General features: G+C 37.9%; 23 protein-coding genes and 1 other annotated feature. Of the genes, 2 read left to right on the top strand and 21 right to left on the bottom strand.

Annotation, left to right across the window (positions count from 1 at the left end; translation table 11 throughout):
- Position 1: 1 nt before the first annotated feature.
- Positions 2-1,315 carry a DEAD/DEAH box helicase gene (locus ACHUFV_RS07650; RefSeq protein ID WP_394232989.1) on the bottom strand — a complete coding sequence of 438 codons (1,314 nt, stop codon included), beginning with the start codon at positions 1,313-1,315 and terminating at the stop codon, positions 2-4.
- Between the two features lie 262 nt (positions 1,316-1,577).
- Here ACHUFV_RS07650 and vrrA point away from each other — a divergent pair, with 262 nt between their 5' ends.
- Positions 1,578-2,111, top strand: a complete 534-nt coding sequence (vrrA, locus tag ACHUFV_RS07655) for a VrrA/YqfQ family protein (RefSeq protein ID WP_394232990.1) — start codon at positions 1,578-1,580, stop codon at positions 2,109-2,111.
- Positions 2,112-2,277: 166 nt separating this feature from the next.
- Complete coding sequence (locus ACHUFV_RS07660; RefSeq protein WP_394232991.1) at positions 2,278-3,219, top strand: 4-hydroxy-3-methylbut-2-enyl diphosphate reductase; 942 nt, start codon at positions 2,278-2,280, stop codon at positions 3,217-3,219.
- Between the two features lie 55 nt (positions 3,220-3,274).
- Here ACHUFV_RS07660 and ACHUFV_RS07665 read toward each other — a convergent pair whose 3' ends face one another.
- From ACHUFV_RS07665 to yqfC, 20 genes are all read right to left on the bottom strand, one after another.
- Positions 3,275-4,390: a Nif3-like dinuclear metal center hexameric protein gene (locus ACHUFV_RS07665; protein WP_394232992.1), complete on the bottom strand. Its 1,116-nt coding sequence runs from the start codon at positions 4,388-4,390 to the stop codon at positions 3,275-3,277.
- On the bottom strand, positions 4,377-5,096 hold the full coding sequence (locus ACHUFV_RS07670) for a tRNA (adenine(22)-N(1))-methyltransferase (protein WP_394232993.1): 720 nt from the start codon (positions 5,094-5,096) through the stop codon (positions 4,377-4,379). Before ACHUFV_RS07670 ends, ACHUFV_RS07665 begins: the two co-directional genes overlap by 14 nt.
- 230 nt (positions 5,097-5,326) lie before the next feature.
- Entirely contained in the window at positions 5,327-5,692 is a 366-nt protein-coding gene (cccA, locus tag ACHUFV_RS07675) for a cytochrome c550 (protein ID WP_394232994.1), read from the bottom strand.
- A gap of 195 nt (positions 5,693-5,887) precedes the next feature.
- Positions 5,888-7,027, bottom strand: coding sequence for an acyl-CoA dehydrogenase family protein (locus ACHUFV_RS07680; RefSeq protein WP_394232995.1), 1,140 nt, complete (start codon positions 7,025-7,027; stop codon positions 5,888-5,890).
- Between the two features lie 70 nt (positions 7,028-7,097).
- Complete coding sequence (locus ACHUFV_RS07685) at positions 7,098-7,631, bottom strand: hypothetical protein (RefSeq protein WP_394232996.1); 534 nt, start codon at positions 7,629-7,631, stop codon at positions 7,098-7,100.
- A gap of 97 nt (positions 7,632-7,728) precedes the next feature.
- A complete protein-coding gene (gene rpoD, locus ACHUFV_RS07690) occupies positions 7,729-8,853 on the bottom strand; it encodes an RNA polymerase sigma factor RpoD (protein WP_394232997.1) in 1,125 nt (374 codons plus the stop codon).
- A gap of 33 nt (positions 8,854-8,886) precedes the next feature.
- Complete coding sequence (dnaG, locus tag ACHUFV_RS07695; RefSeq protein ID WP_394232998.1) at positions 8,887-10,707, bottom strand: DNA primase; 1,821 nt, start codon at positions 10,705-10,707, stop codon at positions 8,887-8,889.
- Between the two features lie 494 nt (positions 10,708-11,201).
- The gene (locus ACHUFV_RS07700; RefSeq protein WP_394232999.1) at positions 11,202-12,020 is read right to left on the bottom strand and encodes a pyruvate, water dikinase regulatory protein; all 819 of its coding nucleotides are present in this window, start codon (positions 12,018-12,020) and stop codon (positions 11,202-11,204) included.
- 43 nt (positions 12,021-12,063) lie between these two features.
- Positions 12,064-12,687, bottom strand: coding sequence for a helix-turn-helix transcriptional regulator (locus tag ACHUFV_RS07705; RefSeq protein ID WP_394233428.1), 624 nt, complete (start codon positions 12,685-12,687; stop codon positions 12,064-12,066).
- A gap of 201 nt (positions 12,688-12,888) precedes the next feature.
- Complete coding sequence (gene glyS, locus ACHUFV_RS07710; protein ID WP_394233430.1) at positions 12,889-14,919, bottom strand: glycine--tRNA ligase subunit beta; 2,031 nt, start codon at positions 14,917-14,919, stop codon at positions 12,889-12,891.
- 31 nt (positions 14,920-14,950) lie between these two features.
- The gene (glyQ, locus tag ACHUFV_RS07715) at positions 14,951-15,841 is read right to left on the bottom strand and encodes a glycine--tRNA ligase subunit alpha (protein ID WP_394233000.1); all 891 of its coding nucleotides are present in this window, start codon (positions 15,839-15,841) and stop codon (positions 14,951-14,953) included.
- A 77-nt stretch (positions 15,842-15,918) separates the two neighbouring features.
- Positions 15,919-16,110 (bottom strand) — a binding site (T-box leader).
- A 41-nt stretch (positions 16,111-16,151) separates the two neighbouring features.
- Entirely contained in the window at positions 16,152-16,904 is a 753-nt protein-coding gene (gene recO, locus ACHUFV_RS07720) for a DNA repair protein RecO (RefSeq protein ID WP_394233001.1), read from the bottom strand.
- A 34-nt stretch (positions 16,905-16,938) separates the two neighbouring features.
- Positions 16,939-17,082, bottom strand: a complete 144-nt coding sequence (locus ACHUFV_RS07725) for a YqzL family protein (RefSeq protein WP_150439994.1) — start codon at positions 17,080-17,082, stop codon at positions 16,939-16,941.
- A 159-nt stretch (positions 17,083-17,241) separates the two neighbouring features.
- On the bottom strand, positions 17,242-18,162 hold the full coding sequence (gene era, locus ACHUFV_RS07730; protein WP_394233002.1) for a GTPase Era: 921 nt from the start codon (positions 18,160-18,162) through the stop codon (positions 17,242-17,244).
- A gap of 282 nt (positions 18,163-18,444) precedes the next feature.
- Positions 18,445-18,780, bottom strand: coding sequence for a diacylglycerol kinase family protein (locus ACHUFV_RS07735; RefSeq protein WP_394233003.1), 336 nt, complete (start codon positions 18,778-18,780; stop codon positions 18,445-18,447).
- 16 nt (positions 18,781-18,796) lie between these two features.
- Positions 18,797-19,267 (bottom strand): rRNA maturation RNase YbeY, encoded by a 471-nt coding sequence (gene ybeY, locus ACHUFV_RS07740; RefSeq protein WP_394233004.1) that lies wholly within the window; start codon positions 19,265-19,267, stop codon positions 18,797-18,799.
- Positions 19,264-21,408, bottom strand: a complete 2,145-nt coding sequence (locus ACHUFV_RS07745) for an HD family phosphohydrolase (protein WP_394233005.1) — start codon at positions 21,406-21,408, stop codon at positions 19,264-19,266. The genes ybeY and ACHUFV_RS07745 overlap by 4 nt, the downstream gene beginning before the upstream one ends.
- A gap of 271 nt (positions 21,409-21,679) precedes the next feature.
- Positions 21,680-22,639, bottom strand: coding sequence for a PhoH family protein (locus tag ACHUFV_RS07750; protein ID WP_394233006.1), 960 nt, complete (start codon positions 22,637-22,639; stop codon positions 21,680-21,682).
- Positions 22,636-23,829, bottom strand: coding sequence for a sporulation protein YqfD (yqfD, locus tag ACHUFV_RS07755; protein WP_394233007.1), 1,194 nt, complete (start codon positions 23,827-23,829; stop codon positions 22,636-22,638). The genes ACHUFV_RS07750 and yqfD overlap by 4 nt, the downstream gene beginning before the upstream one ends.
- A 71-nt stretch (positions 23,830-23,900) precedes the next feature.
- On the bottom strand, positions 23,901-24,185 hold the full coding sequence (yqfC, locus tag ACHUFV_RS07760; RefSeq protein ID WP_338451573.1) for a sporulation protein YqfC: 285 nt from the start codon (positions 24,183-24,185) through the stop codon (positions 23,901-23,903).
- Between the last annotated feature and the right edge of the window lie 78 nt (positions 24,186-24,263).

Here is a 24,263-nt window from a genome sequence, read left to right on the forward strand (position 1 = left end):
CTTACTTTTTCTTTTGCAATCTTTTTGCTCTCTTTTTAAAGTTTTCTGTTTCGTGTTGAATTTTCTTTTTATAGCCCGGCTTGACCTTTTTCGGCTTTTGGAAAAGGGATTTAGCCTTTACGTCAATTTCATCAACCTGTTTTTTTCGATTTCTTCGTTTGTTTCTGTCTTCCAATTCAACCCATTCTTTATTTTGAAAATCGGCATTTTTAAATTCAATACCCATTTTTTCTAGACGGTTTAACGCATCCTCATCGGAATCCTCGTAAATCGTTAACGCAATACCAGAATAACCGGCGCGAGCAGTTCTCCCCACTCTATGGATGTAAAAATCAAGATCGGTAGGAAGTTCAAAGTTAATTACATGACTTATTCCTTGAATGTCAATTCCACGTGCTGCTAAATCAGTTGCCACAATGTATTGAAACTCCAAATCGACAATTTGCTTCATCATTTTTTTTCGCTCACGCGGTGATAAATCTCCGTGAATACGGCCTACCTTTAAACCCTTAGCCATTAAACCGTCTGCAACCTCATCTGCCTTTTTCTTTGTATTGGTAAAAACAATGGCTAAATATGGGTTAAAATGGAGCAATGCCTGATGAACCAACCCTACTTTATTGCGGTGTTTTGCTGGCAGTAAATAATGCTCAATTTTAGCAGCTGTCACCTGCTTTGGCTCAACATTAATATATTTCGGGTTCTCTAAATATTTCTTCATAAACGGCTTTAACTTTTCCGGAATGGTTGCTGAGAAAATCAACATTTGCAGATTCTGTGGCATCCTGGCTGCAATATAATCAACATCAGTGAGAAATCCCATATCAAGCATAATATCAGCTTCATCAATCACAAGCATAGGTGCTGTATGTACAACCAGTGCTTGTTCCTTTACTAAATCACTAATCCTGCCTGGTGTCCCAACAACTATTTGCGGCTGTGTCTTTAGCTTATCGATTGTTCTCTGCTTATCAGTACCCCCGATAAATAAACGAACAGATATCTCCTGGCCCTCCGGACAATGCTGAACAATCTTTAATGTTTCCTGATAGATTTGCGTGGCTAATTCCCTTGTAGGAGCTGTAAAAATGGCCTGAACCTCCTGGCGTTCAGGATCGATACCATGAACAACCGGTAGTACATATGCATGCGTCTTACCCGTACCGGTTTGCGATTGTCCAATGGCACTTTCTCGTTTTAGTACTGTAGGTATAATTCGCTCTTGAATTTCAGTTGGCTTATAAAAGCCAAGTTCTTTTACAGCTTCTATAATAAACGGTTTCAAGTTGAAACGTTCAAATTTTGTCTCATTCATCTAATTAAACTCCTTTATATTAAAGGCTATACATCATTATGATTGCCAAAATGCTGTAAAAATAGCCTGTTATAACCATCATTATATTATAATCAATTTCAGGCAGAATAGCCACCCCCCGAGTTTAGAGTTTATAGGTTGTATTTCCGCAAATACCCCAAACATAATGAGCAGATATGAATATGATATAAGTGGTTTATAAGAATTAATCGTAATTGGGATGAATGATAGATGATAATGACCAGAAGGGAGGCACTGCAATATGATGCCTAGATATCGATTTCCATCGCAAGGGATGCCCCCCCATTACTATAATCCTTACGGAAGGCCGCCGATGAACCCAATGAGGGGTATGTATCCGCAGATGCGACAAAGAGGAGGGATTCTATCAAAGCTGCTGGGAAAGGGAGCGAGGACAGGAGTTAACAGCAGAGCTATGTTCGGTGGTCCTCAGCTGCAGGCAGGTGGAGGTGGAGGGTCTTTTCTTAAAACACTAACAAACCCTTCTTCGATAAACGGCTTTTTATCAAATACACAAAAAATTTTAAATACTGCACAACAGGTGGGACCAATGGTTCAACAATACGGGCCGATTGTCAAGAATCTCCCATCATTGTGGAGGCTATATCGCGGGCTAAAGGATGCTCCGGAATTCAGTAATTCAGAAACAAGTTCTACTGATAAGAAAACAACAAGCATTAATAAAAAGGACTTTGACTCTGATCAGGAATCGGAAGCAAAGGCGGAAGCAACTAATCGTACTCCACTGCCGTCTACTCCTAAACTGTATATATAAAGAGAATGCTGGAAACGGCATTCTTTTTTTTGAGAAATTTACATTGGATCACACCTAAGACTGGATAAATCAATTATACACAAGACTAACTGTTTGATTTTGGTTTTGCTATAATATTCATTGTTTACTATAATGAATGAGAATGAAGCGACTGGGAGGAACGGAGATGAATGTAATAAAAATTGCTCCGCGCGGTTATTGCTATGGTGTAGTGGATGCTATGGTAATCGCCCGCAATGCGGCCTTAGATAAAACATTACCACGTCCTATTTATATATTAGGCATGATTGTCCATAATAAACATATTACAGATGCATTTGAAGAAGAAGGCATCATCACATTAGACGGAAAAAATCGCAGAGAGATTCTTGAAAAGGTTGATGGCGGGACAGTCATTTTCACTGCACACGGTGTATCACCTGAGGTCAGGGAGCTTGCTAAACAAAAGGGACTTGTCAGCATTGATGCAACATGTCCAGATGTAACGAAAACACATGACCTCATTCGAGAAAAAGAGAAAGAGGGCTATACCGTTATTTATATCGGGAAAAAAAACCATCCTGAACCAGAAGGAGCTATTGGGATCGCTCCACATATTGTTCATTTAGTTGAAAATGTACAGGATGTTGAAAATTTAACACTTGATGCAGAAAAGATTATTGTTACAAACCAAACAACCATGAGTCAATGGGATGTCAAACATGTGATGGATAAAATTAGAGAAAAATATCCGCATGCAGAATTTCATAACGAAATTTGTCTTGCGACACAGATTAGACAAGAGGCTGTTGCCGAGCAGGCTGTTGAAGCTGATGTCTTAATTGTCGTTGGGGACCCGCGAAGCAATAATTCAAATCGTCTTGCCCAAGTTTCTGAAGAGATTGCCCATACAAAGGCATACCGGATTGCCGATATTACCGAGCTTGACCTTGATTGGATTAAAGATGCAAAAGCAGTGGCCGTTACTGCAGGTGCTTCTACACCAACACCCATTACAAAAGAAGTCATAACCTTCTTAGAAAAATTCGACCCAACAGATTCATCTACTTGGGTAACAGAAAATAAAGTTCCATTAAATAAGATTCTTCCGAAGGTAAAAAAGAGTTAACTTTATATGAAATAAAAAGCAGCGGAATAGTTTTACCGCTGCTTTTTTGATTCAATTAGATAAACTGAAAGGGCTCTGTTACCTTCTCAGATGGAAAAATCGTTACATCAAATCCTTTTTCCTGGCATTTATTCATCAAATAACGTGTTACACCCTGTTTCATCACTTTCTCCACATTATGTCCAGGGTCAATCACATTTAACCCCATCATCATCGCATCATGTGCCACATGGTAATATAAATCACCTGTTATATAGACATCTGCCCCTTTATATTTTGCAGATGAAATATATTTATTTCCATCCCCGCCAAGGACTGCAACTTTTTTCACCTTCGCTGACAAGTCTCCAACAACACGAAGTGCCGGCACATCGAGTGCTTGTTTAACAAACTTAGCAAAATCCTCTAATGTTGTTTCTTCTATTTCACCGATTCTACCAAGGCCCAGTTCTTCCCCCTTGTTGTCTAACGGGTAAATATCATAGGCAACCTCCTCGTATGGATGTGCCTTTAGCATTGATTGGACTATTTTTCTCTCCAAAAAATCCGGAAAAATGGTTTCAATTCTCTCTTCGTTCACCACTTCAAGCTGTCCATTACGCCCAATAAAAGGAGTTGCAGCTTCTCCCGGGAGAAATTGCCCAATTCCAGATGATGTATACAGACAATGACTATAGTTCCCTATTGCCCCTGCACCCGCATTGCCGAGGGCCTCCTTCACTTTCCCGCTATTCTCCTTAGGAACAAAAACAACAAGCTTCTTTAACTTTACTTCATAGGTGGGAGAAAGAACTTTCGTATTAGTCAACTGCAGCGCTTCTGCTAATAAGTCATTTACCCCGCCCTTTGCCACATCAAGATTCGTATGTGCAGCATATACCGCTATTTCATGTTTCAACAGCTTTTCAATTATTCTTCCTTGTGGTTTATCGGTAGTAAGAGTTTGTAACGGTCTGTATATAAGCGGGTGATGTGCAATAATGAGATCCACTTCTTTCTCAATCGCTTCATCCACCACATCTTCCAATACATCCAGCGCGATCATGACGCGTTGTACAGGCCTATTTAATCGGCCGACCTGCAATCCTATTTTATCTCCCTCCATTGCTAATTGCTTCGGAGCAAATGATTCAAACAACTGGATTATTTCATGTCCATTAATCTTTTTCATCTTCCAAAACCTCCTCAGCCATTTTTATCTTTTTCATTAGCTCCTCTTTTTTCTTCCTATTCTCAACTGTGTTTGATGCTTGTTCGAGCTTTTCAGCAATAGTTAACCAATTAATCTTCTCACCTTCCCACTTTTTAAGGAAAGTAGGGTTATGTTCCCGCAGCAAAAAAGGACCGAATAATAAACCTTTTTCAAGGTCGTCGTGATACGCCTGTTTTTCCTTTCCCTTTTCAGCAACAAGGATTTCGTATATTTTTCCATCTTCCTCGATAATTTCTTCACCTATCAGTCCCCAGCCATTCTCCAGTAACCAGGTTCGAATGGATATGGCACTTATATTTGGCTGGAGAATAAGCCTTTTAACATGTTCAAGCTTATCCTTGCCTTTTTCAAGTATGCTTGCAATAAGTGCCCCTCCCATCCCAGCGATCGTGATACAATCTACTTCACCTTTTTTGATAACCTCTAACCCGTCTCCTTTACGCACTGAAATCTTATCAGTTAATCCTTCTTCCTCTACCTGTCTTCTAGCCGACTGAAAGGGTCCTTCTACGACTTCTCCTGCTACAGCCCAAGGCACAATGCCATTTTGAATAACATAGCACGGCAAATAGGCATGATCTGAACCAATATCAGCTAATTTGTAATCCTGAGGTATGTATTTTGTCACAGTCTCTAAACGGTATGATAATTTCTCACTATTCATTCCTTCACCACTTAACCTTCATTTTTTCATTTTTCATCGGCAGTCTGTTGCATCTATCCTGTTTAAGTATAAAAAAAGTCCCTTGCATATGCAAAGGACAAGACGAATTTAAATATAAACAAATTATAACTGATTAAACTTGCATAGGTGTCTAGCTCTAGCACCTAGCCCCTCGAGATTAAAGGTGCTGGAGCTTTTCTGTGTAACTGAATGCGTTTTCTTCTATCATCTTATTTAAGACCAGCTAGCCATTCAGCCATTTCGCCGGCTTTTTCAGCTGGGACTAAGCCTGGAGGCATAGCATTTCTACCATTTGTAACAACGTCTGCAATTTGATCTTTAGATAATCTGTCGCCAACACCTTTTAAGGAAGGCCCCACTCCTCCTTGGTATTGATCACCGTGACAGCTGATACAGTTTTGCTTATAGATATCCTCAGGATTTGCAGCCACTTCTTCTGTTTTCGCTTCTCCGCCGCCTTCAAGTTCAGCTGCTAATTCCTTTGAATCGCCAATACCTTTGAATGACAGAAGAAACATGGCTAATACTCCGATAACCATAATTGTAACAAAAGGTATAATCGGATTACGTTTCATAACAATTACCCTCCCCTATGTAGAAACTTTTTAACTAATTAATATATTTAAACAATTCCTATTTTACTCGAAAACCTACAGAAGTGAAAGACCTTATATCAAACTTTGTCACATTTAGTTTCTAAAAAAAACAAATCTTCACCCTTTTGGATGAAGATTAATCATTAGTATTGAACGTACCTACCTTTTGTCTTGTTAACAGCCTATTGACCGTGCAATGACAAGATGCTGAATCTCTGAAGTTCCTTCTCCTATTTCCGTCAATTTCGCATCACGCATATATCGTTCTACATGATAATCCTTCATATATCCGTAGCCGCCATGGATTTGCACAGCCTGGTCAGTAACTTCCATGCAGATTTGGGAAGCATATAATTTACATATTGCTGCTTCTTTTGCAAATGGCCTGCCTTCATCCTTCAGCCATGCCGCTTTATAGACACTGTTTCTTGCTAACTCAATTTTCATGGCCATTTCGGCAAGTTTGAACTGGATTGCTTGAAAAGAGGTTAAGGATTGACCAAATTGCTTTCTTTCTTTTGCATAGCTTAACGCTTTCTCATATGCAGCCTGAGCAATTCCTACAGCCATTGCACCAATTCCAATACGTCCGCCATCAAGTGTCGCTAAAAATTGCTTAAAGCCTTCACCCTTTTTTCCAAGCAGATGCTCAGTCGGTACATGTACGTCCTGCAGTATCAGCTCTGTTGTATTTGAAGAATGGAGTCCCATCTTTTCATACTGATCAAGGATAGTAAAGCCGGGAGAACTAGTTGGAACAATAATAGCACTTATTTCATTTTTATTTTGCTTTTTCCCTGTCACAGCTGTAATTGCTATGTGCTTAGCATAGCTTGCATTGGTAATAAAGCACTTATTTCCATTAATAATAAATTCCCCATTTTGTTCGACTGCCCTTGTCTCTGTTCCGCCTGCATCTGAGCCTGCACCAGGCTCCGTTAATCCAAAAGCACCTAAGCTTTCCCCCGTACAAATTGGAATCAAATATTTTTGTTTTTGTTCCTCTGTTCCAAAATAAAAAAGTGGAGCCCCACCTAAAGATATATGTGCAGAATATGTGATTCCCGTTGACCCGCAGGCACGGCTTAGCTCTTCCGTTACAATAGCAAAACTGACTGTGTCTGCACCTGCACCGCCGTACTTTTCCGGAAAAGGCAGACCCATCATTCCAAGCTTTGATAATTTTTGAAACACATCAAGCGGAAATTTTTTTTGCCTGTCTCTCTCCAGCGCACCCGGCGCTACCTCCTCATCGGCAAATTCCTTTATCATCTTTTTAATCATAGACTGTTCAGTGGACAAATCAAAATTCATTACCATCCCCCCATGTAAATGAATTTTATATCTCCATTCAATTTTATGTTTAAAAAAAGGATGTAATGATTTAAAAGAGTTTATCACTAAAAAACGAGAGGCCCAATAAAATAATTCCCAATAAGCCTGAAAGAGTAAAATGCAGCTGTTTAAATTTCCAACCTCCAGCAAGCCATACGAAACAATTAAATCCTAATACCGTATATAGACCGATAATATTATCAGGAAATAAAGTTAACGTTATTTTCACAGAAGCAAATAATAAACTCAGTGCCGTCACAATTAGTGGAATCTGAAATAATAACCCTTTCTTTTTATAAAAAGCTGTAAGATAAATACCAAGTAATATCAAAATGATTACAATGACCAATTGCAAAATGAGAGATAATTCAGTAAAATATAATAAAACCATCATAATAGGGATAATTAGAAGCAAAAACAGCTCTTTTCTCAGCCATTGTAATTTAATTTTTTGTTCTTCCTGCAGGCCATTCCCTTCAGTATAAATAGCTAACAAAAAGTCACAATAATGTTCAGGAAGTAAGCGATTTTTCTTCCAATATGTAATTTCATTAATAATTATTTGTCTTCTGTTTTCTTTCATTGGTTCACATCCTAATATCTGTAGACTGCATAGATTTTCTTTTGCAAAAAAAAATAGTTCACTTCTATTGTAAGAAGTAAACTATTTTATGGCTAGCCTATTCTAAAAAGTCTTTCAATCTTTTGCTTCGGCTAGGATGTCTTAGCTTTCTTAATGCTTTTGCTTCAATTTGACGAATTCGTTCACGTGTAACGCCAAATACCTTTCCTACTTCTTCAAGTGTACGTGTCCGGCCATCATCAAGTCCAAATCGAAGACGTAATACATTTTCTTCACGATCTGTCAACGTATCCAATACATCTTCCAGCTGTTCTTTTAATAATTCATATGCTGCATGTTCTGATGGTGATGTCGCTTCATGATCTTCAATAAAATCTCCAAGATGCGAATCATCTTCTTCACCAATTGGTGTTTCAAGCGAAACAGGCTCTTGAGCGATTTTCAAGATTTCTCTTACCTTTTCTGGTGGCAGATCCATATCTTCACCAATTTCTTCTGGTGTTGGTTCGCGGCCTAGGTCCTGCAGCAGCTGCCTTTGTACACGAACAAGCTTATTGATTGTTTCTACCATGTGAACCGGAATCCGGATTGTTCTGGCCTGATCAGCGATTGCTCTTGTAATAGCTTGGCGAATCCACCAGGTTGCATACGTACTGAATTTAAACCCTTTTCGGTAATCAAATTTTTCTACAGCCTTAATTAAGCCCATATTTCCTTCTTGGATTAGATCTAAGAACAACATGCCACGACCAACATATCTTTTGGCAATACTAACTACAAGACGAAGATTCGCTTCCGCTAACCGCCTCTTTGCTTCTTCATCACCCTGTTCAATCCGGAGTGCTAAATTTACTTCTTCCTCAGCAGATAAAAGGTCAACACGGCCTATTTCCTTTAAATACATACGTACAGGGTCATTTATTTTAACTCCAGGGGGAACACTTAAATCATTTAAATCAAACTCTTCTTCATTTTTTGATAAATCCTTAACATTAGGGTCTTCTTCCTCGCTGTCACCAACAAGCTCTACACCATTGTCACCAAGGAGTTCATAAAATTCATCCATTTGATGAGAATCTAATTCAAAGGACGCCAATTTTTCTGCGATATCATCATAGGCAAGGACACCTGTCTTTTTTCCTAATAATGTTAACTGTTCTTTCACCTGCTCTAGGGTCAATTCTGATTCAACCTCTTTTGAACGAGCCGATTTTTCAGCCATTTGTCCCCCTCCTTCCAAAAATCAAAGAAACCATTATAAAGTTTTACGTATTTGTTGAATTTCTGCTAAAAGAGCGACAGCCCTATTAATATCCTTTTGACGGTCTGCTTCTCTCAGTTCAGCCTCTTTTTCCTTTATCTTTAACATTTTTTGATATTTCAACACCTGTTTGATATAATCATTTAATTCCTGATCAGAAATCTCTTCATTTATTGACATCATCTCAATATCAACAATAATTCTCCTCAGCTTCTCATCATTGATATAATCCAAAAATGAATTAAGATCAGGCTGATGATTTTTTTCATAAAAACCATATAAATAGGTTATGATTGCCTGGTGTTCATCAATATTAAAGGTATTTCCTTTCATCAGTTCTTGCACCTTATAGGTTACATCAATACTTCGCAGCATATGTGCAATCAGAAATCTTTCCGCATTATGGTAAGCAGGCTTTATTCTCTCTACTTTCCTTTGTAAGACTGGCGGCTGTTGAATATCCCTGTTTTGCTGCTGCTTCTGCTTTTGCTCCGTTTGAGAGGTATTCTTAGAATACTGCCCTTCCTGCTCTTTCAACGCCTCGAGAGAAAGATTAAATTCATCAGACAGCTGTCGTATATAAAGATCTTTTTCAACAGGGTTCTCAAGACGACTGACTTCCTCTAATACTTTTTCGATATAAAGGAGGCGATCTCCTTCATTTTGCAGGTTTCTACCTTTGCGGTAATAGAGCATTTTGAAGCCCATTAAGGTCATGCTTGAATGAATGATATCATTTCGGAATTTTTCTTCCCCGTACCTTTTTACGTAATCATCAGGATCCATTCCATCCGGCATTATGGCTACATTCACTTGCAAATTCTGTCCATGAAGCATATTGCCTGCCCTGAACGCAGCCTCAATTCCAGCAGAATCTGAATCATAGCAAATGGTTACGGTTTGAACATTTTTCTTTAAAATAGATACATGCTCTTCAGTTAAAGATGTTCCCATCGTGGCTATACCGTTTTCAACGCCAGATCGATCCGCAGCAATGACGTCTGCGAACCCTTCAAACAAAATGGCTTGCTGCAGCTTTCTCATTGTAGGTCTTGCCAGATGGTAGTTATATAAAATTTTACTTTTATTAAAGATTGCTGTCTCGGGACTATTTAAATATTTGGGCGACTGTGCCCCTAATGACCTCCCAGAAAAAGCAATCGTTTCACCATATCTGTTAGAGATAGGAAACATAATTCGATCCCGAAAGCGGTCAAAATAGCTTCCATCCTGCTCTCTTTTAATAATGAGCCCTGCCTTTTCCATTAATGCGGGTTGAAAATTCTTATTAGTTAAGAATTTATAAACAAAGTCCCATGAATCAAGTGCATATCCAATTTGAAACTTATCAATCGATTCATGAGTAAAGCCTCTCGCGAGCAAATACTCCAGCGCATGCTGACCTTCCTTTGTGTTTACTAGCAAATGATGATAAAATTTACATAATAAATTATGTGCTTCAATCATTTGCTTGCCTTCAGGGGAAAGCTGATCAGTTTTGCTTGATGTAGATATGTGCGTTCCAACTTCAATATTTGCATTTTGTGCAAGTTTTACTGCAGCTTCTTGAAAAGAAAGACCTTCAATTTGCATTAAAAAAGAAAATACATTTCCTCCTGCACCGCAGCCAAAGCAATGATACACTTGTTTATCGACTGAAACAGAAAAGGATGGAGAATTTTCATTATGAAAAGGACAGAGACCTATATAATTTCGACCCTGCTTTTTTAGCTGTACAAACTCACTGATGACATCCACAATATCTGATGCCTGCCTAATCTGATTAAGCTTATCTTCGGCAATTCGATCTGACATGTGAACACCTCCGTTTACTTTATGAGGTATTCGTCAAAAATTATTAAATTCCTGCAAATTTAGACAAAATCTTCGATAATTCTTTCATGAACTAGAATAAATCCTAAATTGCATATGATTTTTTGGATTTTTTTCATGAATACCTCTTCTTCGAGCTTTTGCCAAGATGGATGATTTCGACAATTACTTGTTTAACAGGACAATAATCAGCGTCAATTAGAATTGCTGGTTTACCTAATGTACTAATTATTCTACATCACTCTGCATATTCCTTCTTTAGTGGAATAACTTTTCTAATGATAACTTGTCGAAATTTTTAAGACAGCAGACTTGACTTCTCACCCTAAATAGTTTATTCCTCTAAGTGAAAGTCTAAACCTAAAATTGATACATTTTTATCACAATTTTTTATTATAGTATAAAAGGTTGATAATTGCATTAGTTTTTTTATAAAAAACTTAAAAAAATAAAAAATAGCACATAAGCTGTATGTGCTACTCAGAAATATTATTTTTTTGAAACAGATGATGAATAATATTAGCTGTTTCTTCTACCGCTTTATTTGTTACATCAATTACAGGACAGCCAATTCTGTCTACAAGATTTTCAAAGTATTGTAGTTCTTCCTTGATTCTATCCATATTTGCATATGTTGCATTATCATTTAAGCCCAAAGACCGTAACCGTTCTTTGCGTATTCCGTTTAATTTATCCGGACTAATCTTTAATCCAAAACATTTCGTTGGAGAAATCTTAAATAATTCATCAGGAGGGTCAACCTCTGGAACGATGGGGACATTTGCCACTTTTATTCTTCTGTGTGCTAAATATTGTGATAAAGGGGTCTTTGAGGTTCTTGAAACGCCAACAAGAACTAAATCTGCTTTCATAATCCCTCTAGGATCCCTTCCATCATCATATTTAACGGCAAACTCAATTGCTTCTACCTTTTTAAAATACTCCTCATCCAGTTTATGAATAAGACCTGGCTCAAATAAAGGTGTCTTTCCAGTCAATCTTTGTATTTGATCGATCAGTGGACCAAAAATATCATAGGCCACAATTCCTGCCTTTTCTGCAGACTCTCGCATATACTTTCGAATTTCCGGTCTGACAAGTGTAAACACGATCATACCATTCTCATATTTGGTTAAAGAAATAACATCGTCAACATTTGATTCATCTTCCACAAATGGAAAACGTTTAATAATATTATCACTGCCGCTAAATTGGCTAAGTGCAGCTTTTGTGACGAGTTCAGCCGTTTCTCCCACTGAGTCTGATACCACATAGATGACCGGCATCTTGCTCATCCATTTTTCATCCCCTCTTTATATCAGTCATATATAGTATAGCCTACCGATCCTCTGCTAAAGCAACTAATGCTTTGGCAATATTTGTTTTTGTTATTCTACCGATTACTTCAAAGCCATTGTCTGCCTCTTTCACAACTGGCATGGCATCGATCTGCCTTTCAATTAGTTTTTTCGCCACCTCAATTAAGTGATCTTCACGTAAGCACATGGCAATATTAGGCATTCTTGTCATAATGATATTTACCGGAAGACTTGATAATTCCTGCTTTCCAAGACTTGCTCTTAATAAATCCTTCCTTGATAATACCCCAACTAGTAATGAATGCTGGTCCACAACAAATAATGTTCCTACGTCTTCTAAAAACATCGTTACAATCGCATCATATACGGAAACACTCTCATTGATCACAACGGGAATGGATTGGTAATCTTTCACGTATAACTTTTGTAAATTCTCCGTTAGAAGCTGGACACCTGTTTTCCCAGTATAAAAATATCCCACACGTGGTCTTGCATCTAAATAACCAGCCATAGTTAAGATGGCAAGATCTGGTCTTAAGGTTGCTCTCGTTAGATTTAACTGATCAGCAATATGTTCTCCTGTTATCGGACCATTTTCTTTCACAATTTCTAATATTTGTTCTTGACGTTTGTTCAGTTCTATTGTTCACACCACCTAACATGCCCAATTAATCATGAATAATGTTATACTATTACATAATTATTATATACTATTTTTCGAAAATGAAAAGCTATCAATCCTATTCACATGAAAGGTTACAATTATTAGATAAATGTAAAATGACAAAAGAGCCAATACAAAAGGCTCTTTTGTCCATATCATTGTCCAAAAAAAGGGAATCTATTACTTCACAATTATTTCATTAACATTTGCGAACTTTTTAATCAGCTGCGCAAGCTTCGCCATTTGATTGAGGCGATTATGTTTAACTTCTTCATTGTCAGCCATAACCATCGTATGATCAAAATATTGATTAATCTCAGGTCTTAACGAAACAAGTGAATCAAAGTATTCATCCTCTGCAATACTTCTGTCTAATTGTGCCTTTACAGCCAGATATTTCTCATATAATTTATGTTCATCATTATTTTCGAACAAGCTTTCTTGAATTTCACCAATCACTTCAGCCTTAGCAGCAATATTTAATACCCTGCTTAAAGCTTCCATATTTTCTTTAAAATCAGCATCTGTTCTCTTCTCCTCAAGAACCTGAGCTCTTGTGATAAGCGAGCTCACTACGCCAATTTCATTACCAAGTACTGCATCAATTAAATCATAACGGATTCCTTTTTCCTGCAGCAGATGTTTCAAGCGAAGTTTAAAGAACGAGATTAGTTCCTGCTTGATCGTTTCAAGTTCTGCTTTTAATACTCCGTCAGCTTCAAGTAAGGATAATGACTGTGATAATATTTCCTCAAGATTAATTTGCCAATTTTTTTGAAGAAGGATTTGAACAATTCCAGTCGCTTGCCTTCTCAATGCATACGGATCCTGTGACCCACTTGGAATGGAGCCAATCACAAAGAAGGATGAAATGGTGTCCACCTTTTCGGCGATAGAAAGCACTGCTCCAATTTCCGTTGACGGCACATCATCATCTGCATTACGAGGCATATAATGTTCGTTAATAGCATGTGAGACAGCTTCTGCTTCACCTTTTTGACGAGCATATTTTTCTCCCATAAAGCCTTGTAATTCAGGAAATTCATATACCATATTGCTTACTAAATCAAACTTGCAAATTTCAGCAGCACGATCAGCATATGCTTTTTCATCAGCTGAAAAATGAAGCTTATCGCTTAAAATAGTAGTCAAACGGCGCACGCGCGCAACTTTTTCTGCTAATGTTCCAATTTCCTCATGGTAAACAATGGACTTCAATTTAGTTAATGCGTGATCAATTTCCATTTTTTGATCTTCTCGGTAGAAGAATGCTGCATCCGAAAGTCTTGCACGAAGCACTTTTTCATTTCCTCTTGCCACGTTTTCCAAAAACTCTGCTCCACCATTTCGAACAGTCACAAAATACGGTAGAAGCTCTCCTGTTTTGGATTTAACCGGAAAATAGCGTTGATGTTCCTTCATTGACGTAATCAACACTTCTTCAGGCAGCTCTAAGAATTCTTCCTCAAACTTTCCATATAATGCAGTAGGATACTCTACGAGATTATTAACCTCTTCGAGAAGTTCCTGATCAACCGGGATGTCCCAGCCGTTTTCTTCTTCAAGCTTTTTCAATTGCTCAAGGATGGTATGTTTCCGTTTTACCGGATCAACCATTACATATTGCTTGCCCATTTCGATTTCATAGTCAGCAGGCTCGGTAAATTCAAGCTCGCTTCCAAGAAAACGGTGCCCCTTACTATGTCTAGCTGTCTCCACATTGGTAATTGCAAATGGAATTACCTCTTGTCCAAATAAAGCTGCGATCCATTTAATTGGTCTTATATAGCGGAGCTCATTATCTGCCCAGCGCATGTTTTTTGGAAAGGATAAGCTGACAATAATGTCCTTTAATTCAGGGAGTAATGTAAATGTCTCCTGTCCTTCGACAAATTTTTTGACATGCGCATACTCTACTCCATTTATTTCCTTAAAATAAATATCCTCAACCGTCATTCCTTGACCGCGGCTGAATCCAATTGCCGCTTTTGTCCATTCGCCTGCTTCATTTTGGGCAATCTTTTTCGCTGGTCCCTTTGCTTCCTCATGGATATCCTTCTGCGTTTCAGCTGCCTCCTTCACAAGAACCGTTAAACGGCGAGGCGTTGAGAATGCTCGTAGTTCTTTAAATTGGATTTGCTTTCCTTCTAGCCATGATCGTACTTTATCAGCCAGTTGGTTCATAGAATTTGTTACAAAACGAGCCGGCATTTCTTCTAAACCAATTTCAAGCAAAATATCTTTAGCCACGGGCTTTTTCCTCCTTTACCTTTAAGATTGGAAAACCAAGCTTTTCACGTTCTTCATAAAAGGTTTTAGCAATTTTACGAGCAAGACTACGGCAGCGCGCTAAATAACCGGTTCTTTCAGTAACAGAAATAGCACCTCTCGCATCAAGTAAATTAAATGTATGTGAGCACTTTAGCACATAATCATATGCCGGGTGAACCAGTCCCTCTTCCATTTGTCGATGTGCTTCTTTTTCATAAATAGTAAATAAATTAAATAGCATCTCTTGATCAGATGTTTCAAATGTATATTTAGAATGCTCATACTCCGGCTGACCAAATATATCACGAACCGTAAACCCATCAGTCCATTCAAGATCAAATACATTTTCCTTATCTTGTATGTAGGATGCTAAACGTTCGATTCCATAGGTAATTTCTACAGAAACAGGCTTGCAGTCAAGGCCTCCTACTTGCTGGAAATAAGTAAATTGTGTAATTTCCATCCCATCAAGCCAAACCTCCCAGCCTAATCCTGCACAGCCAAGTGAAGGATTTTCCCAGTTATCCTCAACAAAACGGATATCATGCTGTAATGGGTCAATGCCTAGTGCCTTTAAAGAATCTAAATAGAGCTCTTGAATATTGTCAGGCGAAGGCTTCATAATGACTTGAAATTGATGGTGCTGATAAAGACGATTGGGATTTTCGCCATATCGACCATCCGCCGGACGGCGTGACGGTTCCACATAGGCTACATTCCATGGCTCCGGACCAATCGCACGCAGGAATGTGTAAGGGCTCATTGTTCCTGCACCCTTTTCAGTATCATACGCCTGCATTAAAATACATCCCTGTTCAGACCAATGCTTTTGCAACGTTAAAATCATGTTTTGAATATTCATTGGACACCTCCAAAAAATTAATACTACTGATTTCCTTTTTCCAACACAAAAAACTCCCGTCTCTATGCTGGAAATAGCATAGGGACGAGAGTTTTACCCGCGGTTCCACCCTATTTGCTCACCTTTGGCAAGCCACTTTTATTCGTGTCAGCAGACACATTCATATCGCTCAGGAATGCCCTTCCTTAACCATCTATATCCGGCTTGCACTGTCCCGAATTCGCTTAAATAGACAAGAGTTAAGTACTCCTTTCCCTCATAGCAATGTATTTGTAATGATTTTCTAAGAAGAATGATAGCTGAAACAAAATCAGTTGTCAACTTTCAAACGATCAAGCTGATCAAGAAATTTTTTCGATTTCAGGTATAAGCCTGAATATTCATCATAATAACTGTCAATGACTCTCTTAAGTTCAATTTTTGTTTCCGGCTTAACTGAGATATTACCTAAACGGCTTATGTCCAAATAATAAAAGGTTAAGAGCAGCTTTACTGTAGATGCAGAAATGGGTAAATGGTAGGGATCCTTTTCAAGACACCGATGACAAAGAATTCCTCCTTCTCTTATAGAAAAAGAAAACTTTCCTTCCTTGCTGCCACATACCACGCAATGATTTAAAGTTGGATACAGACCCAAGCTGTTCAACATTTTCATTTCATAGATATTCTTAATGATGTCAGGGTCATATCCTTCATTAATATAATTCAAAACTTGGTACAAAAGCTCAAATAAATAGGGATTTGTCTTTTTGTCCTCTGTACATTTATCCGTTAATTCAACAATAAAACTAGCATAGGCCGTTAGAAAAATATCTTCTTTGATAGACCGTAAAGAAGCAATCATTTCACCCTGCTGCAAACTTCCAAGTCCGTGACCCTTCTGTACTAAAAAATATCCATATGTAAAAGGCTGGGTGATGGCAGCCAGCCTGCTTTTTGGTTTCTTAGCTCCATTTGCCATCACGCCTATTTTTCCCCATTCACGTGTATAGAGAGTCACAATTTTATTTGTTTCACCATAATCGGTTGTTCGAAGGATAATCCCTTCGCATTTTTGCAGCATCTGTACACCACACCATCCCAGTAATGAGACAAACCTACATAATTGGAAAATCTAATTCAACTAGCTCTTCGTCCTGACTTCCGGGTATTTCTTGGTTCTCCTTTTCTAGCTCCTTAAAAAGAAGATATGTGTCAATATTACCTGTTTGTGAAAAAACCTTCCAAGTAAAATCTAACATTGAAATCCCACCTTTCAATTGTTGGACTAGCTATTATTCATTTATTCCAATCCTTACATTTATAGTTGCCTATCTTACGCAAAATCATTAGACGAAAATTTTGTAAATCAAATGGATGAATAATCCATGTAACTTTTTAATAATTTAGTTAGGGCTCACTTAATACTCATCTTCCCGAAATCCGTAGTCACGCAGCTGCGACGCCTTATTCCGCCAGTCCTTTTGTACCTTTACCCATAATTCTAAGAACACCTTGGACCCAAGTAAGTTTTCAATATCAGCTCTAGCTCGTTTACCAATCTCTTTCAACATCTTACCTTGCTTACCAATGATAATACCCTTTTGTGAATCTCGTTCAATGATGATTGTCGCCATTACGTGAACCATTTCCTGATCCTGTCTTCGCTCCATTTTTTCAATTACGACAGCAAGCGAATGCGGAATCTCTTCTCTTGTGAGATGCAAAGCCTTTTCCCTGATGAGCTCAGCCACAATAAATCTTTCTGGATGGTCTGTTACTTGATCGGCCGGATAATACATCGGACCTTCAGGAAGATATTTTTTCACCTGTTCTAATAATGTCTCGACATTATTTCCTTCAAGAGCTGAAATCGGAATAATTTCAGCAAAATGGTATTTTTCCTTATATGATTCAATCACTGTTAAAAGCTTGTCAGGATGAATGCGATCAATTTTATTGATAATTAAAAATATAGGAGTTTTTACAGTTTGGAATTTCTCTAAAATAAATTCCTCGCCGCGGCCAAAGCCTTCTTCTGCATTTACCATAAAGAGGATGAGGTCTACTTCCTTCAGCGTATTCTGAGCTACCTTCATCATAAAGTCGCCTAATTTGTGCTTCGGCTTATGGATTCCCGGTGTATCAATAAAAATGTATTGTGTATCATTCGTAGTTAGAACACCTTGGACCTTATTCCTTGTTGTCTGCGGTTTATCGCTCATAATGGCTATCTTTTGACCGATAACTCGATTAATAAAAGTGGACTTTCCTACATTCGGTCTTCCAATGATGGATATAAATCCTGATTTAAAAACTGGTTCTTTCATTTCTTTATTCATGTATGTCCTCCGATGAAAATGCTCCTGACTGTAAATCCTCAATAAAACCCTTTGCTTTTAACGCTTCAGCAATTATTTCTTCAATCTTCACCTGAATCAACCTTTCTCTTGAAGACCATCGCTTCTTTTTATTTTACCCTATTTAATTTAAAATTTCATTGTTTATCAGGAATTCACTGTTAATAAATTTGAATTTTCTAAAAATATTATTATTCTACGTCACTCACTTCTTGACACACAAAAACGCGGGATACGAATCAAATGCTCGTTCGTTAGCCCGCATTAGAACATCTTTGGTAAAAAAATGATGCCGCCTACTACAACTGACATAACAGCATAGATAAATACCGCTCCGGCAGCAATATCCTTTGCTTGTTTTGCAAGCGGGTGGTCCTTGGAAGTGACTAAATCGACAACTCTCTCAACGGCTGTATTCATCAGCTCAAAAGAAAGCATCCCGCCAATTGCCAAAATAATCAGCAGCCACTCCAAGCTTGAAATATTGTAAAGGAATCCAAGAAAGACGACGACGAGTGCCACTACCATATGAATTTTTATATTTCGTTCAAATTTGATTGCATGAATAATTCCTTCAATGGCAAAAGCGAATGAACGCACTAGCCCCCCTCTTCTTCTACCGTTGAAGTCCGAATTCATCCAAAAGATCCTTTTGTCTTGAAAACATTTTCTTCTCATCATCTTCTGTTTCATGATCATACCCTAGGAGATGCAGAAAACCATGTACAGCTAGAAAACCAAGTTCCCTGATAAAGGAGTGCCCATATTCATCTGCCTGCTCTCTAGCCTTCGCTAATGAAATAATGATATCACCCAGGACTCGCGGCATATCTCCCCCGACTAATGGAATCTCTCCTTCACCAAGCTCCTCCATCGCAAATGAAATGACATCTGTTGGACGATCCTTATCTCTATATTCACGGTTAATTTCCTGTATCCGGTCGTTTGTGACAAACGTAACGGATAACTCACTGTTCTCTCCAACATTTTCCTTTTCAGCTGCGAAAGCGAGTAGTTTCTCGACCAAATCCTGTTCTTTTTCAGATAATTCATTTGTTTCATCAATAAAATCAATCATGATACTCATGCATGCTTCACCTTCTGCTTTGTCATTTCTGGATATTCAATCCTTGAGTGGAAGATGCCTTTAAGTGTCTCACATAGAGCATTAGCCACCTTATCCAACTCCTTCAGTGTTAAATCACATTCATTAAGCTGGTTATCCTGGAGTCTGTCAGCAATGATTTTCCTAACAAGTTCTTCAATTTGTTCAGGGGTCGGCTGTGACATGGAACGTACAGCAGCCTCTACACTGTCAGCAATTCCAACAATAGCTGATTCCTTCGTCTGAGCTTTCGGCCCCGGATACCGATAGTCCTCTTCATTTACCTCTGCACCACTTTGCTTTACCTTATAATAAAAATACTTTAATAAGGTTGTGCCATGATGCTGTTCAGCAATATCAATGATTTCCTTTGGCATATGATAGGCCCTTAGCATTTCAGCACCATCTGTTGCATGAGCAATAATAATATTTTTGCTCATATTTGGCTGGATTCGGTCATGTGGGTTTTCAATATTCAGCTGATTTTCGATAAAAAACTGAGGTCTTTTTGTCTTACCGATATCATGATAATAGGCACCTACCCTTGCAAGTAAACCATTTGCGCCAATTGTCTCACAAGCACTTTCAGCCAGATTTGCAACCATTACACTGTGGTGGTACGTTCCCGGTGTTTCGGTAAGGATTTTTTTTAATAAAGGATGATTCGGATTCGAAAGCTCGATTAATCTCATCGTTGACAATATTCCGAAACCCGCTTCAAAGAATGGAAGCAAGCCAATTGTCAGGACTGCAGATAAAATACCGGAAATCAAGCCAATTACGACCGTTATGATATAATCCTGTAGATCATATTGTCCATTTCTTAAAAACACAAGTGATAGGATCACCACTACATTTGCAACGGCAACAAATAATCCTGCCTTAAAGATGTTAGAGCGGCGTTGATTGCTTAAAAATATGATACCCGCTAGACCGCTGCACAGGATGTAGATACCAATTGACGTATTCAGAGAGCCTGTTACACCCTCATTGAACATAACGCTTCCACAAATGGCCAAAATCATTGTGACGACGATTGCCAGTCTTTCATCGATTAATATTTTAATCATTAACGCACCCATTGCTGCAGGGAAAATAAAGGCAATATCAGAGAACTCAAGAACATGTAGTAAGCTCACCATCTTCATAAGAAAAATAGAGAGCAAAAAAATCATACTGAAAAGCAGCAAATACGTTTGCTTTTGTTCCTTTTTATCCTCTAAATGATAAAAGTAAAAATATAATACGGTTAAGAAAACCATAATAAGAAGAGCTAAACCAATAAAAGGTGCGTTTGAGCGATTATTATCAAGCATCCCAGCAAGATCTAATTGTCGATAAACATCTCGATTAATCAATTGGTTTTCTTCAACGATGATTTGACCTTCTAATATTTTAACTGGTTCAACATTTTCTACTGCCTGCTGGCGCATTTCCTCCGTTGCTTCCGGATCATAGAACTCATTGGGTATAATAGCATACCTGCCAAGCTGGATAACAGCATTTTTTAACTCAAGATTTAAGTCTGTATATTTCAATTCTTCTTCAAGCTTTTTCTTTGCATTTTCCACTTCATGTGTCGGTATCCGATTATTCATAATCATATTGATAGCCGTTATGGATAGATCCCTTGCAATAATTAATTCATCTCTTGTAGACATAACAAGACTGGTTAGCACAGAATCTGGTATATCCTTTGTAACATCAGCCGTTAACTTATCCTTTACCCTCTTTAATTTTTCATCCTTCGAAGGAGGATTTTCTTCATCCAGCACCCCTGCCTTTTGCTCCTTCTTTATTTCACTGTTTACTTCAAGCGCAGAATCAAATATAGATGTAATCAAATCAATACGATTCTCCGAAATGGACTTATTTAACACATAAACATCCTGAACCTGCTCTTGTGCTTCTTTTTTCTTCGCCTCAGTGCTCTCTTTATCCTCAATTGTTATAGGTGATCGTATTGTCTGATTAGCTATCGAAAATAAACGAATATCTAACTTCTCAGGTTTAACATTGCTGTACATAGATATATAAAGGACAACACCCAGTAATACAAACAAGAGGATCCGGAAAAACTTCATATTTAATAGACTTCTGATTTTGATTAAGTACTGCTGCATTGTCTTCTTTGCTCCTCCTTTGCATACATATACACTAATTCAATCGGGATCCATTATTATCTATGACTATGTAAAAATGATAACAGTTTTTTACTCCTCTTTCACCTTTTTCTAAAAATCATACAAGAACAACAATGGAATTATTCATCATTTTATCCATTATTATCCTATTGTAAGCTATTTTCAATATTTTATTGCCTACAAAGTGGAAAAAATAGCCGTCCGGTTATCCGAACGGCAGGTTGACAAATGGGCTTTCATGATAACAATGTTATTCTTTCGTTTCATATGCTTGTATGATTTTTGCAACAAGCGGGTGACGAACAACATCGCTTTGTTCAAGATAAATAAATTGCATACCTGAAATATCCTGTAGTACTTCTTCAGCAATCTTCAGCCCTGAAGTCACGCCTTTCGGAAGATCAATCTGTGTTTTATCACCGGTAATCACCATTTTTGAACCAAAGCCGAGACGTGTTAAGAACATTTTCATTTGAGCCATTGTTGTATTTTGAGCCTCATCTAGAATCACGTAGGCATCATCAAGTGTTCTTCCCCTCATATAGGCAAGGGGAGCAATTTCAATTATTCCGCGCTCCATTAATCTTTGCGTATGCTCAGTGCCAAGAACATCATGTAACGCATCATAAAGCGGTCTTAAATATGGATCCACTTTTTCTTTTAAATCACCTGGCAGGAAACCTAAGCTTTCACCGGCCTCTACTGCAGGCCGAGTTAGGATAATTCTTTTTACTTGTCCGCTTTTTAGAGCATTGATAGCCATAACTACAGCTAAATAGGTTTTACCAGTTCCTGCTGGACCAATACCGAAAACAAGATCCTTTTTCTTCATCGCTGTAATATAATAACGCTGTCCAATTGTTTTTACTCGAATTGATTTTCCTTTTGCGTTTTTGGCGATTTCTTCTTCGAATAAATCTTTAAAATAATCTAGTGTCCCTTTCTTCGCCATCTGTATGGCATAAGTAACATCCCGTTGACTAATAGTGATTCCCTTTCGAATTACATACAATAAAGCTTCAAGGATATTGCTTACCAGTTCAACATGTTCAAGGTTACCGGAAACATAAACAGTCTCACCTCTAGTAACGATTGACACATCGAGTTCTTGCTCTAAGACTTTAAGATTCGCATCTGCATTCCCAATTAAGGTTACTGCTTCATTAGAATTCTTTAATTGAACATTCATCGTTTTTAAATCTTCTGTCATTCTGACTCTCCTTGGATAATTGGTTGTCCTTCTGCTATATTTTCGATTATTTGGAAATGTATTGATAAGGATACTTTACCATTGTCTAATGATTGGCGCAAAATTTTTTCTCCTTTTATCTTAGCATCCTCAGATAAACGATTTTTTATATCTAATTTAGCCATTTCTTTTGCAACTTGAAAGGCTTCTTCTTTCGAATATATTCTTGTTTCCTCCTCTTTGTCGCGATGAGTTTCGCTAATAAATGACAATGGAAGCTTCCACTTTATAAATTGAATCGTTTTTTCAGTGGCTTCTGTCTCATAATTCTTATATTCAATTTTGCCAAACCCCCAAATAGGAATACGAAAATTAGCAACTTCCAAATAGTATTTTCTTTTCTCATTTCCATTAAAAACCTGAAAGGTACTTTTTAAAGGAAGCTCAACATCGGATCGGTACCATGTTTCTCCCAGTACTTCACCTTTAGCCGGAACTTGTACATTTTGACCTTCTTTCCCAATCAATCCTGAAACAAGCAGCTGTCCTTCCTCCACACTATCATGAATATCCACTACTGCCTGCCCTTCTTCAACAAACATGTCCACAATAACAGCCTTTTTCTTTGCAATTAGATTCTGCGGACTTAAATATTCAGGCGGTTTTGGTTCGTTTTTCTCGACAACCTGAAGATGATAGGTTGTCCCTTGCAATTCAACACCGACCCACGTAATTTCCTCCACATTATTTGTTAATTGGCGCTGTATCCCCTCAACATTATCAACGAAGAATTGCAGCTTGCCGACCTTGACTCCCATTTTATCTAATTCTTTTTGAATCTTATATTCAGTGGCAGGCTCTGCCCCTTTTATTTGTATGCCCCAAATCATGTTGGACAGGATTAGAATGACAAAGAAAAATAGAATGGCACCTATAAGAAAGCCGCTATTATGTAGAAGTCTTATCAGCAGGAAAGGAAATCCCTCTCTTTTAAAGAATTTCACTTTACAACCGCTGCCTCTTACATACTTTCTAAATGCCTTTACATCGCTTAATTTCATTTTAAATGTGATGGATTCAACACCTTGACGCCTAACCTGCCAAATAGACAGACCATTTCGGATTAATGTATTTAATAATCGCTCAAGACCTTTTCCACTTATTTTAACCGTAATAATTCCAGAGAAAAATATCATCCATCGGTTCTTCATGCCTGTCCTCCCTAAAATTTACTTGCGATAGAAGGAGGCACTTTGACTAGTGCCCGCTCCCTTCTAGTTGCTTATTCCTGAAGATAAATTACTTGATCTATTTTTCCTTCCAATAAAATCTCTTCGGGCATGATTGCCTTGATGACAAATGCTTTTCCTTTTATTAATAGCTGACCTTGCTTTAACAGCAGTCTAAGCTCTTTATCTGAAAAAGTAATTAATCCACGATGGTTTTCAATATATATATGTATATGTCCAATCATCGTAATCCGGGGTAGATCCATCATGACATCCTGAGGAAGCTCCATATTTTTTGTAACCCAATTGCGGAGGTATTGTCCCCACTTTTTCGCCATAAAAAAAGAACCCCCTTTCATCTCATATGTATGAAATGAAATAGAGTTCTAGCACCTTTTTTTATCTTAGACTACCTT

The sequence above is a fragment of the Niallia oryzisoli genome (assembly GCF_043641075.1).
GTDB classification, from domain to species: Bacteria; Bacillota; Bacilli; order Bacillales; family Cytobacillaceae; genus Bacillus_BD; species Bacillus_BD oryzisoli_A.

Coding starts and splice junctions, on each gene's coding strand:
- ACHUFV_RS07685 (WP_394232996.1), bottom strand. CDS start 7,631: ATGAAAGAAAACAGAAGACAAATAATTATTAATGAAATTACATATTGG.
- ACHUFV_RS07680 (WP_394232995.1), bottom strand. CDS start 7,027: ATGAATTTTGATTTGTCCACTGAACAGTCTATGATTAAAAAGATGATA.
- ACHUFV_RS07745 (WP_394233005.1), bottom strand. CDS start 21,408: ATGCAGCAGTACTTAATCAAAATCAGAAGTCTATTAAATATGAAGTTT.
- dnaG (WP_394232998.1), bottom strand. CDS start 10,707: ATGTCAGATCGAATTGCCGAAGATAAGCTTAATCAGATTAGGCAGGCA.
- rpoD (WP_394232997.1), bottom strand. CDS start 8,853: ATGGCTGAAAAATCGGCTCGTTCAAAAGAGGTTGAATCAGAATTGACC.
- ACHUFV_RS07700 (WP_394232999.1), bottom strand. CDS start 12,020: ATGAGCAAGATGCCGGTCATCTATGTGGTATCAGACTCAGTGGGAGAA.
- yqfC (WP_338451573.1), bottom strand. CDS start 24,185: ATGGCGAAAAAGTGGGGACAATACCTCCGCAATTGGGTTACAAAAAAT.
- glyS (WP_394233430.1), bottom strand. CDS start 14,919: ATGCCGGCTCGTTTTGTAACAAATTCTATGAACCAACTGGCTGATAAA.
- vrrA (WP_394232990.1), top strand. CDS start 1,578: ATGATGCCTAGATATCGATTTCCATCGCAAGGGATGCCCCCCCATTAC.
- ybeY (WP_394233004.1), bottom strand. CDS start 19,267: ATGAGTATCATGATTGATTTTATTGATGAAACAAATGAATTATCTGAA.
- ACHUFV_RS07660 (WP_394232991.1), top strand. CDS start 2,278: ATGAATGTAATAAAAATTGCTCCGCGCGGTTATTGCTATGGTGTAGTG.
- ACHUFV_RS07725 (WP_150439994.1), bottom strand. CDS start 17,082: ATGTTAGATTTTACTTGGAAGGTTTTTTCACAAACAGGTAATATTGAC.
- glyQ (WP_394233000.1), bottom strand. CDS start 15,841: ATGAATATTCAAAACATGATTTTAACGTTGCAAAAGCATTGGTCTGAA.
- yqfD (WP_394233007.1), bottom strand. CDS start 23,829: ATGAAGAACCGATGGATGATATTTTTCTCTGGAATTATTACGGTTAAA.
- ACHUFV_RS07670 (WP_394232993.1), bottom strand. CDS start 5,096: ATGAATAGTGAGAAATTATCATACCGTTTAGAGACTGTGACAAAATAC.
- ACHUFV_RS07650 (WP_394232989.1), bottom strand. CDS start 1,315: ATGAATGAGACAAAATTTGAACGTTTCAACTTGAAACCGTTTATTATA.
- era (WP_394233002.1), bottom strand. CDS start 18,162: ATGAATAAAGAAATGAAAGAACCAGTTTTTAAATCAGGATTTATATCC.
- ACHUFV_RS07750 (WP_394233006.1), bottom strand. CDS start 22,639: ATGACAGAAGATTTAAAAACGATGAATGTTCAATTAAAGAATTCTAAT.
- ACHUFV_RS07665 (WP_394232992.1), bottom strand. CDS start 4,390: ATGAAAAAGATTAATGGACATGAAATAATCCAGTTGTTTGAATCATTT.
- recO (WP_394233001.1), bottom strand. CDS start 16,904: ATGCTGCAAAAATGCGAAGGGATTATCCTTCGAACAACCGATTATGGT.
- cccA (WP_394232994.1), bottom strand. CDS start 5,692: ATGAAACGTAATCCGATTATACCTTTTGTTACAATTATGGTTATCGGA.